17 protein-coding genes are annotated in these 15923 nt (G+C 38.3%); 9 read left to right on the top strand and 8 right to left on the bottom strand.

The window, feature by feature from the left end:
• Positions 1 to 93 precede the first annotated feature (93 nt).
• From HWQ49_RS11900 to arsC, 3 genes are all read left to right on the top strand, one after another.
• The gene (locus HWQ49_RS11900; protein ID WP_188207844.1) at positions 94 to 438 is read left to right on the top strand and encodes an ArsR/SmtB family transcription factor; all 345 of its coding nucleotides are present in this window, start codon (positions 94 to 96) and stop codon (positions 436 to 438) included.
• Positions 439 to 536: 98 nt separating this feature from the next.
• Positions 537 to 1835 carry an arsenic transporter gene (locus tag HWQ49_RS11895; protein ID WP_223155156.1) on the top strand — a complete coding sequence of 433 codons (1299 nt, stop codon included), beginning with the start codon at positions 537 to 539 and terminating at the stop codon, positions 1833 to 1835.
• Between the two features lie 12 nt (positions 1836 to 1847).
• Positions 1848 to 2270: an arsenate reductase (thioredoxin) gene (gene arsC / locus HWQ49_RS11890; RefSeq protein ID WP_188207843.1), complete on the top strand. Its 423-nt coding sequence runs from the start codon at positions 1848 to 1850 to the stop codon at positions 2268 to 2270.
• A gap of 181 nt (positions 2271 to 2451) precedes the next feature.
• On the opposite strand, the gene hmpA is transcribed toward arsC, so the two are convergent.
• Entirely contained in the window at positions 2452 to 3678 is a 1227-nt protein-coding gene (hmpA, locus tag HWQ49_RS11885; RefSeq protein ID WP_188207842.1) for an NO-inducible flavohemoprotein, read from the bottom strand.
• Positions 3679 to 3873: 195 nt separating this feature from the next.
• Between hmpA and HWQ49_RS11880 the strand changes: the two genes are divergently transcribed.
• From HWQ49_RS11880 to HWQ49_RS11870, 3 genes are read left to right on the top strand one after another with little or no spacing between them, the layout of a single operon-like run.
• Positions 3874 to 4224 (top strand): NIPSNAP family protein, encoded by a 351-nt coding sequence (locus tag HWQ49_RS11880; RefSeq protein ID WP_188207841.1) that lies wholly within the window; start codon positions 3874 to 3876, stop codon positions 4222 to 4224.
• Positions 4225 to 4233: 9 nt separating this feature from the next.
• Positions 4234 to 4773: a DUF4269 domain-containing protein gene (locus HWQ49_RS11875; protein ID WP_188207840.1), complete on the top strand. Its 540-nt coding sequence runs from the start codon at positions 4234 to 4236 to the stop codon at positions 4771 to 4773.
• A 23-nt stretch (positions 4774 to 4796) separates the two neighbouring features.
• Positions 4797 to 5483, top strand: coding sequence for a class I SAM-dependent methyltransferase (locus HWQ49_RS11870; RefSeq protein WP_223155155.1), 687 nt, complete (start codon positions 4797 to 4799; stop codon positions 5481 to 5483).
• A gap of 37 nt (positions 5484 to 5520) precedes the next feature.
• Here HWQ49_RS11870 and HWQ49_RS11865 read toward each other — a convergent pair whose 3' ends face one another.
• A complete protein-coding gene (locus tag HWQ49_RS11865; protein ID WP_188207839.1) occupies positions 5521 to 6270 on the bottom strand; it encodes a SurA N-terminal domain-containing protein in 750 nt (249 codons plus the stop codon).
• A gap of 261 nt (positions 6271 to 6531) precedes the next feature.
• On the opposite strand from HWQ49_RS11865, the gene HWQ49_RS11860 reads away from it, so the two are divergent.
• Positions 6532 to 6729, top strand: coding sequence for a cold shock domain-containing protein (locus HWQ49_RS11860; protein WP_188207838.1), 198 nt, complete (start codon positions 6532 to 6534; stop codon positions 6727 to 6729).
• Between the two features lie 788 nt (positions 6730 to 7517).
• Here HWQ49_RS11860 and HWQ49_RS11855 read toward each other — a convergent pair.
• Complete coding sequence (locus tag HWQ49_RS11855) at positions 7518 to 9209, bottom strand: GMC family oxidoreductase N-terminal domain-containing protein (protein ID WP_188207837.1); 1692 nt, start codon at positions 9207 to 9209, stop codon at positions 7518 to 7520.
• A complete protein-coding gene (locus tag HWQ49_RS11850) occupies positions 9206 to 9838 on the bottom strand; it encodes a hypothetical protein (RefSeq protein ID WP_188207836.1) in 633 nt (210 codons plus the stop codon). Before HWQ49_RS11850 ends, HWQ49_RS11855 begins: the two co-directional genes overlap by 4 nt.
• 205 nt (positions 9839 to 10043) lie before the next feature.
• On the opposite strand from HWQ49_RS11850, the gene HWQ49_RS11845 reads away from it, so the two are divergent.
• The gene (locus tag HWQ49_RS11845; RefSeq protein WP_188207835.1) at positions 10044 to 10460 is read left to right on the top strand and encodes an organic hydroperoxide resistance protein; all 417 of its coding nucleotides are present in this window, start codon (positions 10044 to 10046) and stop codon (positions 10458 to 10460) included.
• Between the two features lie 68 nt (positions 10461 to 10528).
• Here HWQ49_RS11845 and HWQ49_RS14905 read toward each other — a convergent pair whose 3' ends face one another.
• Positions 10529 to 11104: a 3D domain-containing protein gene (locus tag HWQ49_RS14905; RefSeq protein ID WP_188207834.1), complete on the bottom strand. Its 576-nt coding sequence runs from the start codon at positions 11102 to 11104 to the stop codon at positions 10529 to 10531.
• A gap of 316 nt (positions 11105 to 11420) precedes the next feature.
• On the opposite strand from HWQ49_RS14905, the gene HWQ49_RS11835 reads away from it, so the two are divergent.
• The gene (locus tag HWQ49_RS11835; protein WP_188207833.1) at positions 11421 to 11984 is read left to right on the top strand and encodes an NADPH-dependent FMN reductase; all 564 of its coding nucleotides are present in this window, start codon (positions 11421 to 11423) and stop codon (positions 11982 to 11984) included.
• 66 nt (positions 11985 to 12050) lie between these two features.
• On the opposite strand, the gene HWQ49_RS11830 is transcribed toward HWQ49_RS11835, so the two are convergent.
• The 3 genes from HWQ49_RS11830 to HWQ49_RS11820 all read right to left on the bottom strand — a co-directional run bounded on the left by HWQ49_RS11830 (position 12051) and on the right by HWQ49_RS11820 (position 15916).
• Complete coding sequence (locus HWQ49_RS11830) at positions 12051 to 12824, bottom strand: enoyl-CoA hydratase (protein ID WP_188207832.1); 774 nt, start codon at positions 12822 to 12824, stop codon at positions 12051 to 12053.
• Between the two features lie 11 nt (positions 12825 to 12835).
• Entirely contained in the window at positions 12836 to 14071 is a 1236-nt protein-coding gene (locus HWQ49_RS11825; RefSeq protein WP_188207831.1) for a helix-turn-helix domain-containing protein, read from the bottom strand.
• A gap of 195 nt (positions 14072 to 14266) precedes the next feature.
• Positions 14267 to 15916 carry a methyl-accepting chemotaxis protein gene (locus tag HWQ49_RS11820; protein WP_188207830.1) on the bottom strand — a complete coding sequence of 550 codons (1650 nt, stop codon included), beginning with the start codon at positions 15914 to 15916 and terminating at the stop codon, positions 14267 to 14269.
• Positions 15917 to 15923 lie beyond the last annotated feature (7 nt).

The following is a 15923-nucleotide window of genomic DNA, read 5'->3' as shown; positions in this document are numbered from 1 at the left end:
GATCATATTAAGAATTTTAATGATTGTTGCAGGATATTAAAGTTACTTATATAATCATATAAGCATTTACTTATACAAGGGTGTGGTTAAACGGTGGAAAAGACTAAAATCGATGTCCAGGAATTGGCTCGTGTGCTGAAATTGCTAGGTGATTCAACGCGTTTATCAATTATGCAGTATGTCAGTAAGGGTGAGTGCTGTGTTTGTGAGTTGGTTGAATTATTGGACATGTCGCAGCCAGCGATTAGTCAGCATTTACGTAAGTTGAGGGATGCAAATCTAGTGGTTGAAAATCGAAAGAGGAAATGGATTTTTTATCGTATTAATGAGCACCACGTAGCTTATGAATTGATTCATCAATTACTTGAGGAACTGCCTAGTGTTGATGATGAATTTGAAGAACTTGACCGTAAAAATCTACGCATTATTTGTGATTAATAGAAAAGTGATTACTGGTATCTATTGTGTTCATAACGGTAACCACTGTGAATGTTCGTTATAATCATTATTCAGAATTATAGAAGGGGAGTTTCAGGTTGGATATTGCAATAGCTGTAGCTATATTTTTATTAACATTGACTTTAGTGATCTGGCAACCTAAAAATCTTGGTATCGGGTGGTCAGCCTGTGCAGGGGCAATCGTTGCCTTAATATTTGGCGTCGTTAGTTTTCAGGATGTTGCTGATGTGACAGGGTTGGTTTGGAATGCGACTTTGGCTTTCGTTGCCATTATCATTATTTCGTTGATTCTTGATGAAATAGGATTCTTCGAGTGGTCGGCATTGCATATGGCCCGTATTGCTAAGGGGAACGGAATTAAGATGTTTGTTCTTGTTACCCTTTTGGGTGCCGCAGTTGCTGCTTTATTTGCGAATGATGGTGCTGCTCTGATTTTAACGCCGATTGTCTTATCAATGGTCCGAGCACTTAACTTTAAGGAAGCGATGATCTTACCTTTTATAATGGCAAGTGGATTTATTGCTGATACGACATCATTACCACTTATCATCAGTAACCTAGTGAATATCGTGTCAGCAGATTTCTTTGAGATTGGCTTTACGGAATACATGTTAAGAATGATTATTCCAAACTTATTCTCTATGATCGCCAGTATCATTGTGTTATTTTTATTCTTTAGAAAATCGATTCCGAAAAGTTATGATTTAGCTGAATTAAAAAGACCTAAGGAAGCCATAAAGGATGAACGGTTATTTCGCTTGTCATGGGTTGTTTTAGCCGTATTATTAGCTGGTTATTTCGTTAGTGAATTTATACATGTGCCGGTTTCAATTGTTGCTGGATTGATTGCGTTAATTTTCCTCATACTAGCCAATAGAAGCCCTGCAGTTCCGACAACAGAAGTGATAAAAGGGGCGCCATGGGCAATTGTCTTTTTCTCGATTGGTATGTATGTGGTCGTTTATGGTTTAAGAAATGTTGGGTTAACAGATGTGCTAGCGCAAGTGCTTGATGGTGCTGCAGAGCATGGTTTAATGGCAGCTACTTTTTCCATGGGTTTTATGGCAGCGATATTATCATCTGTGATGAATAATATGCCAACTGTCATGATTGATGCACTAGCAATTGCTGAAACCAATACAACAGGAACGATTCGCGAGGCATTAATTTATGCGAATGTTATTGGTAGTGATTTAGGTCCAAAGATTACGCCAATTGGTTCTTTAGCCACACTATTATGGTTACACGTTTTATCTAAGAAAGGCATCCACATTTCATGGGGTTACTATTTTAAAGTTGGGTTAATCCTAACGATTCCTGTATTAGCTTTTACGTTACTAGGGCTGTATGTTTCATTAGTGTTAATTAATCTATAAGAGGTGATTTAAATGTTTAATAAACCAATATTGTATTTCTTGTGTACTGGAAACTCTTGTCGTAGTCAAATGGCAGAAGGGTTAGGAAAGCAAATCTTGGGTGATGAGTGGGACGTTCATAGTGCGGGCATTGAAGCACATGGTGTTAATCCAAAAGCTGTTGAAATGATGCGCGAGATGGATATTGATATTACAGATCAGCAATCAGAGGTTATTGACCGTGATTTGTTAAATTCAGCTAAGATGGTTGTGACATTATGTGGTGATGCAAAAGAGAATTGTCCAGTGATTCCATCTGGTGTTAAAACTGAACATTGGGGCTTATTTGACCCTGCCAAAGCAGAAGGTACAGAAGAAGAGGTAAATCAAGTATTTCGTGAAGTGCGTGATGACATTAAGCACCGAATTGAAAAGCTTCGTGAAGAGAAGAGGTAAACTTTTCTCGGGTGAGAAATACGGTTAAATTATTGGAAATACGGTTAATTTTTTAGATTTACGGTTAAATTCTTAGGAATACGGTTAAATTCTGAGAAATACAGTTAAAATATCAAAAATACGGTTAATTGAAAAAAGCATCAGACTCGAGAAGTTATCTCGAAAGTCCGATGCTTATTTTTTATACTAATGTCTTACTTTTTAACTCTTGTTTTGGCCCGAAAAATTCAAAGTGAATCTGGTCTTCAGGTGTACCCCATTCTGTTAAAGATTCATGAATGGTTTGCATGAAAGTATTTGGTCCACAGAAATAGAATACTTGGTTTGAACTTGTTAGCTCTTGTTTTAACCAATCTAGTGATATCTTCCCTTCATAGTCAAATAACTTTTGTTCCCGGTCATTAGCAGTTGGATCGGAGTAAACAGTTAACAGGCGTACTTGATTATTTTCCTTTGCAATTGCTGAGAGCTCTTGACTAAATGCATGAACATCACTATTTCTAGCTGCGTGGATAAAAGTTACTTCTCGCTCAGGTTGCTTTTCAGTTACAGTCTTCAGCATACTTAACATGGGTGTGATCCCAACGCCACCACTAATCAGGACAAGTGGTTGTTGATCTGATAAATCAACAGTGAAATCACCTGCTGGTACCGTAATCGGAACCTCATCGCCTTCTTTTGCTTGATGGTGTAAATAATTAGATACAACACCATTAGGATCATTTTCATCTTCACGCTTAATGCTTATACGATAGTACTCCTGGTTTGGTTGGTCTGATAAGCTATATTGACGCACATGTTGATAAGTTTCACCTGGGATGGATAATTGTACGCTAATGTATTGTCCAGGTTCAAAGGTTGGCAGTGGCTTTTGGTCTACTGGCTTTAAATAAAAGGACGTAATGACATCACTTTCTATAACAATTTGGTCAATATAAAATGGTTTGTAACCTTGCCAACCATTTTCTTGCTCTTCTGCTTGCTGATACATGTTCTGTTCAACTTGGATAAAGATGTCGGCAATGATACTGTATGCGGCTTCCCAAGCATTCAAAATCTCATCAGTTGCATTGTCTCCAAGTACATCCTTAATTGCTTGTAATAAGTTTTCACCGACTAGTGGATAGTGCTCTGGTAAGATCCCGATACTACGGTGTTTATGAGCAATTTGTTCAACCACAGGCATGATTTGCTCTAATTGCTCAATGTTTTCAGCAGCAGCAATAATTGAATTAGCCAAAGCTCTTTGTTGCTTTCCTTGTTTTTGATTAGCTTGGTTAAAGATGTTTAATAGTTCAGGATTATTGGTGAATAGTAGATTGTAGAATCTAGTTGTAATGTCTGTACCATATTCTCTTAGTACAGGAGCCGTTGATTTGATAATCTCTTGTTGATTGCTCGTTAACATGTATGTAACCCTCCAAATTTTATGTCTATTAATTATTATGAGAGGAATACGAACATTTAATTGTGATATAAATCACATTTCTAATAATAAAATGTGAAATTTTTATCAAATTGAACATTTATCAGGCAGGAACTACTTTTCGCTTTCTAGAATAATGTTAAATGCTGTTAATTTTTAGGGAGCGAGGGGTACATAATGTTCTACAGGAGAAAAAGTTATCATGTACATAAAGATTTTGTTCAAATATTTAATGAGCATTTCAATGAACGACTACTACCTACCCAGTTGAAATATGGGGCTAAACTCGTAGGTAGATGGATGACCAAGGAAACAAATGGTGTTGTGGAAATTTTTGCGATTTGGCAGTATGACAGTTACGGTGATTATATTGAAATTGAAGGTAAGGTTCGTAGTGACCAAGCGCATGTAGAACGTGTTAAGAATTGGTATCAAAAGCATGGTGGTAGAGATTTTGTATTAAAGCATTGTATTTTGGAAGCTCGTAATGAGGAAATTTTTTCAACTGTAAAAGATGGTAATTACTGAGGTGAGATCATGATTAACACAATTGAGTATTTAAAAAGTGGTACAAAGAAGCAAAAAAGAGCTTATCAAGTAATTACACAGTTAAATATATTGGATGATTTACCAAATTATCAGCCAACATTATGTGGGACGATCCCCCTTGGTATAGATGTAGAGGATTCAGATTTAGATGTGATTATGGAGGCTGATGAATTTGGTCCACTAGAAACACAAATAAAAAAACTATATGGTAACTTATATGGTTTTCAGTTAAAAAAATTAGTTATTCGTGAACTGCCAGTGCTTAAGGCCAACTTTTTTTATGAAGGGTTTGAATTTGAACTTTTTGCTCAAGAGAAGCCTGTACATAAACAGTTTGCTTATCTTCATATGAAGATTCAAAAAGGATTATTAGAGAAATTTCCTTGGATGCAAAATGAAATACTAAGGTTAAAGAAACAAGGCATGAAAACAGAGCCAGCGTTTTGTGAAGTGTTAGGAATAAAAGGTGACCCTTATATTGGTTTATTACAATATGGTCAAAAGCGAGGAATGATTACGTATTGGTAATGAAAATGAAAGGGGTGTTGATCATGACTAATCAATCGAAGTGGCATGTCGAGGCGCAAAAGCAGTGGAATGATAAGGCTTCTTTTTGGCATGCTAATAGCCGTCAGATGTGGGATGAAGGAAGCCGGAAAACGATTATTCCTTTTTTTGAAAAGTATGTTCCAAAAGGTGAACGTGTTTTAGATTTAGGGTGTGGCGATGGTTATGGTTCTTATAAGCTATGGCAGGCAGGTTATTATGTAACTGGTGTTGATTTGTCAGAAGAAATGATCGCGCTATGCCAAGAACGGGCCTCTGGTGAAATGGAACAATTAAATTTTCAGCAAGGGGATATGATGAACCTTGCTTTTAAAGACGGTGAATTTGACCATCTTATGGCGATTAATTCAATAGAGTGGACTGAGACACCAGCGAATGCTTTAAAAGAATTAATGAGATTGGTTAAGCCAGGTGGGTATATGTGCTTTGGAATCTTAGGACCAACAGCTGGCCCACGAGCAAATAGCTATCGCAGAATTTATGGTGAAGATGTGATTTGTAATACCATGATGCCATGGGAATTCCAGAAGTTAGCAGGAGAATTGGGGCTATCCGTTGTCGGTTCAGAAGGTGTTTATAAGCAAGGTGTTCATCAACAACATCTAGACAGTTTATCAGAGGAACTTCGTCAGGCTTTATCATTTATGTGGCTACTGATGCTAAAAAAATAAAAAAATCGAACGCTTGATTTAGCGTTCGATTTTTTTATTATATTAAGATTTCAATGTCGCTCTCATCACGAAGATCTTCAATAAATTGTTGCATTTGTTCAGATTGTTTTTGTTCTTGAACTTGACCTTCTAGAGATTCTCTCATTTCGTCAAGGTCTTCAATTTCATCTTCGCCGATCTCCATTTCTTCGGCCTGAGCAAGATAGTCATCATATGCTTGTTCAATCTCTTCTTCAGTTACACTTGTTTCTTCTGTATTAGCTTCCATGTAGTTGTTCATAGCAACTTCCATCTTAATATCTTCACGCACTTCTTCTTCAGTTACTTCAAATTCTTCATAAATTTCTTCTACATTATCTGTTTCATGTTGTTCTTTTAATTGTTCAACAAAGTTATTGAACTCTTCTTCTAATTCTTCATCAGACGGCTCGAAGCCTTCTTCAATAGCATTTTGTTGAATGATTTTAGTGTTGATTAGCTGATCAAGAGCTGCTTCACGAATCATGTCGGGATTTTCTTGAGGATCCATACCCATCATTGCATATTGTTGACCAACCATTGCTTCGTTTTCAATTAGCTCTGCACCTAAGATATCGTCACCGTTCACTGTTGCGACTACTTCATCTTCATCAACATCTGAAGTTTCAACGTCTAAATCCTCTTCAGTTAATTCTTCTTCTGGGTCTACTTCTGGTGTCTCTTCTTCAGCAGTATCATCACCACCACCACAAGCTACCATAACAATAGAGAATAAAGCTAATACGAAAAGAATTAGCACTTTTTTCATTTTTTAACACATCCTTTGTTGTTTGAAATAAATCGTTTCGAGTATGAATTGTAGCACAGTCGTTTTCAATAGTACAAGCTCTAGCTCAAAATGAAAAAGAATTGTAATATAAATGTTTATGCTTGCATTTTTTTGTGAAAAAGGGTAAAGTTATAAATGTACGAATGATTGATATCGATGTTTACTGAATGGCCTCTCTTAAAGAAGTCTACAAGTAACAAGATTCAATTGTTTTAATGTAATTTTAAGGAGGTCATTTCAATGACAGGTACAGTAAAATGGTTTAACTCAGAAAAAGGTTTCGGTTTCATCGAGCGTCAAGATGGCGACGATGTATTCGTTCACTTCTCAGCGATTCAAGCAGAAGGCTTCAAGACTTTAGAAGAAGGTCAAACTGTTGAATTTGAAATCGTTGAAGGCGATCGTGGACCACAAGCAGCTAACGTAGTTGCTCAGTAATAAACGACCATAAACGATTAAAAAGCGTGTGCGGCTTCATGCCGCACACGCTTTTTTTATTGTTTGACTTTCTCAAGGCGTAGAAGTATTGCTTGATTGGTGTCACCGGGAAGAGAGAGCTCGTCTCAAAGCCCGGGTTCGTCATTTGAGAGGTGTCACCGGAAGAGAGAGCTTGCCTCAAAGCCCGGAGCGGTCGTTTGAGAGGTGTCACCGGGAAGAGAGAGGCCACCTCAAAGCCCGGAATGGTCGTTTAAGAGGTATCACCGGGAAAAGAGAGGCCGTCTCAAAGCCCGGGTTCGTCGTTTGAGAGGTGTCACCGGGAAAAGAGAGGCCGTCTCAAAGCCCAGGTTCGTCGTTTGAGAGGTGTCACCGGGAAGAGAGAGCTCGCCTCAAAGCCCGGAGCGGTCGTCCGAGAGGTGTCACCGGGAAGAGAGAGCTTGCCTCAAAGCCCGGAATGGTCGTTTGAGAGGTGTCACCGGGAAGAGAGAGCTCGTCTCAAAGTCCGAGTTCGTCATTTGAGAGGTGTCACCGGGAAAAGAGAGCTCGTCTCAAAGTCCGGGTTCGTCATTTGAGAGGTGTCACCGGGAAAAGAGAGGCCGCCTCAAAGCCCGAAATGGTCGTTAAGAGGTGTCACCGGGAAAAGAGCGCCCACCTCAAAGCCCGAAACCGTCGTCCGAGAGGTGTCACCGGGAAAAGAGCGCCCACCTCAAAGCCCACAGCTGTCTCCCAAGAGGTGTTATATGTCGACTTCATTGCTTTAAATCGGTCGTTAACTCGCCCCCACGTTACTAAAAATACTTTTCAACGATTTTCTCTGCTGTACGGGTAGCAAGTGCTTGGGTTGTTAATGTAGGGTTAACACCACCAGCGGAGTTATAATGAACGCTATTATCGGCAATATATAGGCGATTAACTTGATAAGCTTCACATGAAGAGTCGACAACAAATCCCATTCGCATTGTGCTTTCTAGGTGAATATATAAGTTTGGAGCTAAATTGCTTCTGTACACACTTTTTGCTCCTGCATGTTTTAAAATGTTGGTTGCGATCTCGACTAAATAATCCCGTTTCTTTTCATCTTGGTGACTTGGCTTGTAGTGGACAAGTGGTACGTGACCGTGTTCATCTTTAATATGGGGGTCTAATTGCACGCGATTGCGGTATTGTACATCATCTTCTGTAATAGCTAATAAAGTGAGGGTTCTTCGGTAATCCCCCATGTCTTCTTTTAATGGTTCACCGACGACCCTACCACCAGGTTTTGAGGCATCGTTATATTGATAATAACCAGCTTGACTGAAACCGAATAGCTGTTGAGCTGTTAGGCCAGGACTTTCACCCAAGGTCTCAATCATACCAACACCAGGATAATCGAGTCTTGCTCCTGAAGTGTGTCCAACAAATGGGTTAATTTCTGGTTGGCCTAATATGTTCATTAATGTATCCTCATCAAATGTCCCGGTTACAGTATCCATATAATGATTGGTTAATCCTCTACCGACCCATGGGTTATTGGGTAAGTCCGAGTTTAACCATAGGCGTGGTGTTTCGATACATCCGGCAGCCATCACCACTATTTTGGCATTGACCTCCTCCGTTTCACCCGTCCAAGTATCTCTAAACTGTACACCAACAGCTTGATGTTCGCCAGAAGGATTCATTTCAGTTAATACTTTTGTTACGAATGCATTGGGCCTAAAGGTCACTTTTTTGGTCTTTAAAGCCAAAGGAACATAACTGATATTCGTTGATCGCTTAGCCATTTTTTCTAAGGAAGGGCCGTATGGACAACCTTGACCACAGTGGCCTGCTAGTGTACACCCTTCCATATGACTTAGTTCTTCTAGAGAATAATTCGGATCCATGAGATGTTCGTTAGGAGGAAGAATGGCGTTTGGCTGTGGGCGATATCCGACTGTTGAGACGTCTAAAGAGTCATTAAGAGAAAAGCCGGATCGCTCTGCACCATAATAAAAGACGGCTTCTTTAGATGTCGTTGGTGCGAATTCCACGGGTAGTGTTTCTTCTACTTTTTCAAAATACGGGATAAGTTCTTCATATGTAATGGGCCACTGATGGTTGATTGAATGCGGGTAGGGTCGTGGTGAATTACTATAGTAATGAAGAGTCGTGCCACCTATACCAGCATTTTGCCATAAGATCGCCTGGTCAGGAATGTTACGAAACCATGGTCCCCGTCTTCTATCGGCTGGTCCCCAACGAAACTTTCCGGTAACTATATCGTTCATATCGCCTTCACGTCTAGTAATTTGTTCTCTGTAAAGGTTCCCGTCTAGATCTTTAGGATCGTCACTCGATTCTGCACCTCGGTGCTGGTTAGGGTTTGGCCATTTACAGTTTCCATACCACGGACCAGCATCGAGGACCCATACACTAAGTCCTATTTCGCCAAGCTCTTTTGCAATAACAGCGCCTCCACCACCAGAACCAATCACAATAACATCAGGATTCCGACTCATCGACCACCCTCATTTCGTCTAATTCTTAATAAAAATCCTCTGAAATCACGATATCCTAACGAAACGCCAGGATAACCAACGTGGTACCAACTCAAAGGGAAAAATTCTTGGTAACGTTCATCAGGTGGATTTAATCTAGTTGACCCATATGAAGACCATTCTGAGTAATAGCCAAATAAAGTTAAACGGTTAAGTGCGTCAGTTACATGTTTAATTAACCCGGCATTGTTCTGGAATGGGGTGGGTAGTGTATAGAGGTCGAGATTAAGGTCTTCTAAGTGAGCCAATGTTTGAATTCGATCTTGTCTAGACAGGCTGGAGAAGAAGTGGTGGTTGGACTGTGTCGCTTGTTGGTAGGAAAAAGGTGGTCGGTTGGTATAAGCATATTGCCGTGCTGCTTCATTTATCATTAACGCTGTTGGGAGTGCTAGTGGTATATTCCCTTGGTAAACATAAGTTTGTATAGGGATATAATGGTCTAAAGCGTAAACGATATACTCATATATACACATGTCAGAAGCGCCTGGTGTGGATTCAAGTTCATCTTGATTGGTTGGGGGAGGAATCAGGGTATTAGCTAAAGCTCGAAAGGTAGATAAGGTGTAATCTTGAGGAGCCGTTGATCTCATGGTGCTTCACCTCTTCTGTAATAAAAGTCATAATTATGGATATTCTTGGATACTCAAATTTATGAATTAAAGTTTTCATAATATATTACTTTAGAGTTCTGCTCTAGAAATTAAACAAGCTTATGAATTGATGCATGAAATCAAATGTATTAGGGTAGGTAATATACAGAGGTAAATATTGATAAAAACAAGGAGTGTTGCCTTAATGAGTCATTTATTTACAGCAAAAGCGACGGCACAAGGTGGACGTGGAGGCCACGTCAAATCTGAAGATGGTGTGATAGACTTAAATGTGGTGATGCCTACGGAGAATACTGGTGAGACAGGTACAAACCCAGAGCAACTATTTGCTGCAGGTTATGCCGCTTGCTACGATGGTGCGTTAAATTTAGTCGCTAAAAACAATGGTAAGGATATTGATTCAACGACCCACGGTGAAGTCAGTTTTATGAAGGATGATTCGGATGGTGGCTTTAAAATAGCGGTAAAGTTGATCTCAGAAATTAGTGGTGTATCTAAACAAGAGGCTGATGAGTTAATGAATGAAGCTCACCAAGTGTGTCCGTATTCAAAAGCAACACGAAATAATATTGATGTACAGTTAGAGGCCAAAGTAAATTAAGATTAAGTTGTAAAAAAGAGCTGTCCCAAACGAGACAGCTCTTTTGCTATTTACATACCGATAAAACTCTAATCTAATATTTCAATTTTAACTTGTTTAACCCCATAGCGTTTAGCTTCTTCTTCTGAAGGGATGAAGACATCAATTCGATCTCCTTGGATGGCTCCTCCGATATCTCCGGCAACAGCTGTTCCATATCCTTCTACCCATACAGTTGAACCAAGTGGGATGACATCAGGGTCAACGGCGATCACTTTTTGATCAGGATTTTTGTTAAGGTCGATTCCAGTATAAGTTGTCCCGCTGCAACCGTCACAATTAGCCGTATATGCTGTGGCTGTTACATACATCGTCTCTTTTACCGGCTCCTGATTGCTAACCTGTTGGACTTCAGCTTCTTGTGAAGACGGAGATTGCTCAGCCGTTTGTGTTACCTCGGGTTCAGGCTCGATTAACTTAATCTCATCTTTTGCAACTAGATTCGATGAGATAGTTGGTAGAGTAGAAGATTGTCCATCTAAATGAGCTTCGTCAGTTACTAACGGCTTATGCGTGTTTGCTTCTTTTATATCGTTATTAAATGCGAATAGCAGAAGGGTAGACACTAATATAACCCCGATTATGGCTACTATTGCTCTTTTCATATGATAACCTCCATAGGTAAATATTCCGTTTAGGAAAAAGCTTGTTCATCTAATTCCTTGGCGTAGTATAACAGGTGGACATCACAGGTCAATCTCATTATCTATACAGAGTAATAACATTTTTATAACAGAGTTTGTAAAATGTCTAAATTGTTAATCAAGGGAATAATATGGGGTAGGGACATGATTAAACAGGGAAGAATAGGTTAACACCAGACTTTAAGAGCTTTGTAAGTGACAGATTATCCTACTTATAATACGCTAGTGTATGACTCATAAATATGAATTAGCATTAAAAATGAGAGGAGCAAATATTGTGAATGTTTTATTGATCAATGGAACGATTATAGGCTCTAAAACAAAAACGTTGTTAAGTGAAATCTCTAATCATTTAAATCATTCACTAGTGGATACAAAGGTTGAGCAATTATATCTGGAGGATTATGATATACAATTTGCAGATGCCCGGTCCAAAGAAGAGTATAATGAGGATACAAAAGAGTTGATTAACATAGTAGAAAAAGCAGATGCATATGTGATTGCAACCCCGATATTTCAAGGTTCGATCCCAGGTGTTTTAAAAAATCTTTTCGATCTACTCTCTCCTAAGGCTATGCGGTATAAACCAGTCGCAGTGGTTGCTAATGGAGGTACTCACCAACATCATTTAGTGATTGAGAATCAGTTGAAACCTATTCTAGATTATTTCAAGTGCCTGGTTACGCCCAATTATGTCTATACTCATGATTCGCACTTTTCTTACATGAACGAATTAATTGATGAGGATGCTAAACAGCGAATATATGAATTAGTTCGTGTCTTTCGCCATTATGTCGATATGAGCCAAGATATTCTTGACGGCGACCACTTGAAAGGTTAACCACAAAAACTCCCCTACTTAGGTGTGGAAGATACTTAAGTAGGGGAGGTTATATTTTTAATTTATCTATTGTGCTGTGAAATTGGGTTTGCGTTTATCGAGGAAGGCTTGAATACCTTCTTGGTGATCTTGAGTTTGTCGCATCGCTAATTGTCCTTTGGTTTCTGCATCTAAAATAGCCTTTAATTTGGGTATTTGTTGTTCGTGTAATACTTTTTTGGACTCAATCATGGCTAGAATAGGAGTGTTTTGAAGGTAGTTTATATAAGCGTTTAGAGTTTGCTGTAAATTGTGTTCTGCAATTGAATCGATGATCCCACTTTGTAGCGCTTTCTCAGCTGTCATCTTCTCGCCTTTCCAGATTACATGCTTTGCCTTAGCAAGGCCCAACCGTTGTTCCATAAAGAAGTGACCACCACCATCTGGAATTAACCCGATTCCAATAAAGTTCATGGCAATTTTTGCGTCTTTTTTGGCAATCACATAATCAGCAGCTAAAGCCAAACTTAATCCTAAGCCTGCAGCTGCTCCATTTATAGCTGAAATGGTTAATTTGGGCATTTGGTAAAAGGTCATTACTATCTCTTTAATGGTAGCCATAATGTTTTTAAATTCACTCGCTTCACTTGCTTGTAAAATCATATTTAGATCCCCACCAGCAGAAAAAGCGTGGCCTTCGCCGGTTAAAATGACGATCTTGGCAGAGCTATGCTCAACTTCAACCATCTTATCTCTAAGTGTCTGTAACAATTCCTCATTAAGGGCATTCATTTTCTCAGGACGATTTAGAGTGATTGTAGCTACTTCTTGATCATAATGAACTTGAACAGTCGTTGACATCATAGCACCTCTTATTCATGTAAGATTTTTTTAAAGTATTGGTTAGCTTGTTTGTAATCGCCAGATTTTTCAAATGACTTGGCAATATACTTTAAGGTTTCTTTTAAACTTCTAAAATCACCAGTCCTTTTAAAGTATGGAATCCATAGATTAAAAGCCTTCTCTCGGAATTCAGTTTCTGTATAAGTATCATTAACTAGATAGCGTAACATTTCTAATTTATAGGTTAATTTAGTGTTGTTAAGTTGCAGGCTTAACCTCTCTCCTTTATTAATATACTCTGATGCCATCTCGTTTTCCTGCATATAATAGTAAACTTTAGCGATTAAATAAGTCGTAGTGAGTTGATCATTAAGGTGACTTTCCTCATCTAATGCTTCTTTTAAAGTTTGTAAAGCTAAGTGCCAGTCTCCTTTTTCGCTGTAAAGAAAACCGAGATTGTGTTTGACCCATCCGTTTACAAGGTCAGCATCCATCATCGGTTTAGAGTTTAATACTTGTCTAAAGAAACTCTCGGCTAAGTCATAGACTTTTAACAATGTATAATTAATTCCGAACAGTATGTAACAATCAGTAACTTTTGGGTATAGAAACTCAGAAATAAATAATTCTTTTGCAAGTTGGCAGTAATGGTTTGAGTAAGCAGGTCGATCCATACTCGTGTAGGTAACAGCTAATAAGTAATAAATTGTAGGATCTTTAACACTCAATTGTTCTAGTAAGTTCTCGGCACTTCTTAAATAGTTGATTGCTTGATTAGGGCTAGCTTTGAAGTTATAGTACATCCCGATAATCTTATAAAAGAAATATAAGTGTTCTTCATGAAATTGTTCCTCCAATGACAGCAAATCGTCCACTCGTTGATCTAATTCTTCAGTTTGTCGGTATTCAATCAGGTAATAAAACTCTATCAATTTAAAGAAATTTTGTGTCTTGGCACTGTGAAACGGCGTTATGATTTGCTTTAACTCATTTAAGAGGCGTTGTGCTGCTTGATAATTTTTTTTCGTCAGGAGTTTATAGACGTTTAATATTTCATCATCAATTTCATGATTAATCGAGGTTAGTCGCTCAAACGGAACATCAAGACGTTCGCACAGTTCTTTAATGACATCATCTCGTGGTTCGATGGACCCATTTTCTATTTTACTCAGATAGGAAATCGAACAGATTCCATTGGCTAATTCCTTTTGAGTAACGCCCTTTTTGGTTCGGTAATATTGGATTAAAGTGCCTAAGTTCAACACGAACACCTACTTTTTATCGATTTAATTTCCATTTTATACTAAATGAAGGTAAAAGTAAAAGGAGCCATCTACAAAATTCCTTAAACTTTAACAGAGCCCTTTAATTTAGCTAATAAAAAACCAGTCGAGAAGATTGTAAGTTCTTCGACTGGTTTATCGTATTGAGATAAGTTAAAGTAGGACTTTCAGTTGTCGTTAATTAAAATGTGAAATTTTTCGGTTTAACTCATGAATCATATCTTCTAATTTCTTTGATTCATTTAACAAATCTGTGAAAGCATGTTGCTGTTCTGTTGCAGAAGCTGAAATTTCTTCTGTTCCTGCTGCCGTTTCTTCTATTACAGAACTAATACTTTCCATTGATGCAGAGATTTGCTCACTTTTCTGCTTAGATTGATTCATGCCTTCAACTAATTGGTCAAGCCTTTCATCAATATTAGCTACATTTTGATATATTTTTTTGAAAGATTGTTCCGATTGATCAACAGCTGCCAGTTGTTGTTCACTCAATTTGGTGGATTGATCTGTTTCCGAATTGATCGTTTGAACACCTTGTTTTATTTGGTAGACCATTTCACCGATGTTATCTGTTGCTGATGTTGACTGCTCAGCTAGTTTCCTAACTTCATCAGCTACAACTGCAAATCCTTTACCATGCTCACCGGCACGAGCTGCTTCAATAGTAGCATTAAGTGCTAATAAGTTTGTTTGCTCCGCAATATCATTCACTAACTCCACAGCATTTTCTATTTGACTAGTAAATTGTGTGAATTGATCAACGGCCGACTTTACTTTGTCAATTGCCAAGCGGCTATCTTCTGTTATATGCCGTTGATTTTGCATAGCTTCTTGGCCGTCTTTTACTGATTTAAAAGCATTTTCTCCGGCTAAAGAAGCCTCCTGAGTCTGTGATGTGTTGTGTACAAAAGAATGTTGCATATTATCAATTAAATCAACTGCGTCTTGAACATCGCTGGAAATAGACTGACTTCCTTGGGCTAATTCGTCTGTGGAACTAGCAACCTGTTGACTACCCTCTGTTAAAATCATCATTTCCTTGTTGAGTTTTGTACTGAAATTACTAACGTTCTCCCCGATTTCATGGATGGATTCTACTGTATCTTTTAAGTTCACCATCATTTGTTGGAAAGATTTCTTTAGCAGATTAATTTCATCTTTCTTATGTTCGCTGGTTTCAATTGAAACAGATAGTTTTCCATCTGCTGCTTCTTTTGCCTGTCTCGCTAAAGATTGTAGTGGATCAGCAATCCTCTTAGAGATTCTAACAGTTGATAAAATGGATACAATGACTAAAATGGTACTAGCTACAATGATAAAAATGATTAAATTATCAATAGTTGCTTTTTGTGCAGCTAAATTATCGTTATACCAATCAGTCGAAACTTGCTCAAGCATATAGGCATCATTGACTAGGCCAGCTGTTCTTAAAGCTTGACGGTTTACTTCATTCATACTTTCAGTCTCTACAGCTGAAATGGCCAGTTCCTTCCAATCATTATATTTGTCTTGTGCTTGGGATAGCCATGACTCTTGTTCTTCAGTTTCGATTAAGTTTGATAAGTTATTAATTGTGTCTTCAAGCTGTTCGATTTCCGTTATAGCACTATGACTAGTGGCTTCAGACGGATTATAGAAAAAAGTCGTTAACGATTGTTCTGAAGATACAAGTTGACTATGTAAGTCTTTTGATTCTAAGATGACTTCCACATTGCTTTGAGAAGAGTTTTGTAGATCAATCATTTGTATTGAAATATAACCGACAAGACCTAAACTAAATAATAGTGGAATTAGGGTCATTATATATAGTCTGTTCTTAATTTTCATAGATGTT

The organism is Alkalibacillus aidingensis, from assembly GCF_014595945.1.
Lineage (GTDB): Bacteria > Bacillota > Bacilli > Bacillales > Alkalibacillaceae > Alkalibacillus > Alkalibacillus aidingensis.
This window is presented reverse-complemented; position numbering and strand designations above follow the sequence as displayed.

Coding starts and splice junctions, on each gene's coding strand:
- HWQ49_RS11845 (WP_188207835.1), top strand. CDS start 10,044: ATGAGTCATTTATTTACAGCAAAAGCGACGGCACAAGGTGGACGTGGA.
- HWQ49_RS11860 (WP_188207838.1), top strand. CDS start 6,532: ATGACAGGTACAGTAAAATGGTTTAACTCAGAAAAAGGTTTCGGTTTC.
- HWQ49_RS11820 (WP_188207830.1), bottom strand. CDS start 15,916: ATGAAAATTAAGAACAGACTATATATAATGACCCTAATTCCACTATTA.
- HWQ49_RS14905 (WP_188207834.1), bottom strand. CDS start 11,104: ATGAAAAGAGCAATAGTAGCCATAATCGGGGTTATATTAGTGTCTACC.
- arsC (WP_188207843.1), top strand. CDS start 1,848: ATGTTTAATAAACCAATATTGTATTTCTTGTGTACTGGAAACTCTTGT.
- HWQ49_RS11875 (WP_188207840.1), top strand. CDS start 4,234: ATGATTAACACAATTGAGTATTTAAAAAGTGGTACAAAGAAGCAAAAA.
- hmpA (WP_188207842.1), bottom strand. CDS start 3,678: ATGTTAACGAGCAATCAACAAGAGATTATCAAATCAACGGCTCCTGTA.
- HWQ49_RS11850 (WP_188207836.1), bottom strand. CDS start 9,838: ATGAGATCAACGGCTCCTCAAGATTACACCTTATCTACCTTTCGAGCT.
- HWQ49_RS11830 (WP_188207832.1), bottom strand. CDS start 12,824: ATGTCAACGACTGTTCAAGTTCATTATGATCAAGAAGTAGCTACAATC.
- HWQ49_RS11880 (WP_188207841.1), top strand. CDS start 3,874: ATGTTCTACAGGAGAAAAAGTTATCATGTACATAAAGATTTTGTTCAA.
- HWQ49_RS11870 (WP_223155155.1), top strand. CDS start 4,797: ATGACTAATCAATCGAAGTGGCATGTCGAGGCGCAAAAGCAGTGGAAT.
- HWQ49_RS11865 (WP_188207839.1), bottom strand. CDS start 6,270: ATGAAAAAAGTGCTAATTCTTTTCGTATTAGCTTTATTCTCTATTGTT.
- HWQ49_RS11855 (WP_188207837.1), bottom strand. CDS start 9,209: ATGAGTCGGAATCCTGATGTTATTGTGATTGGTTCTGGTGGTGGAGGC.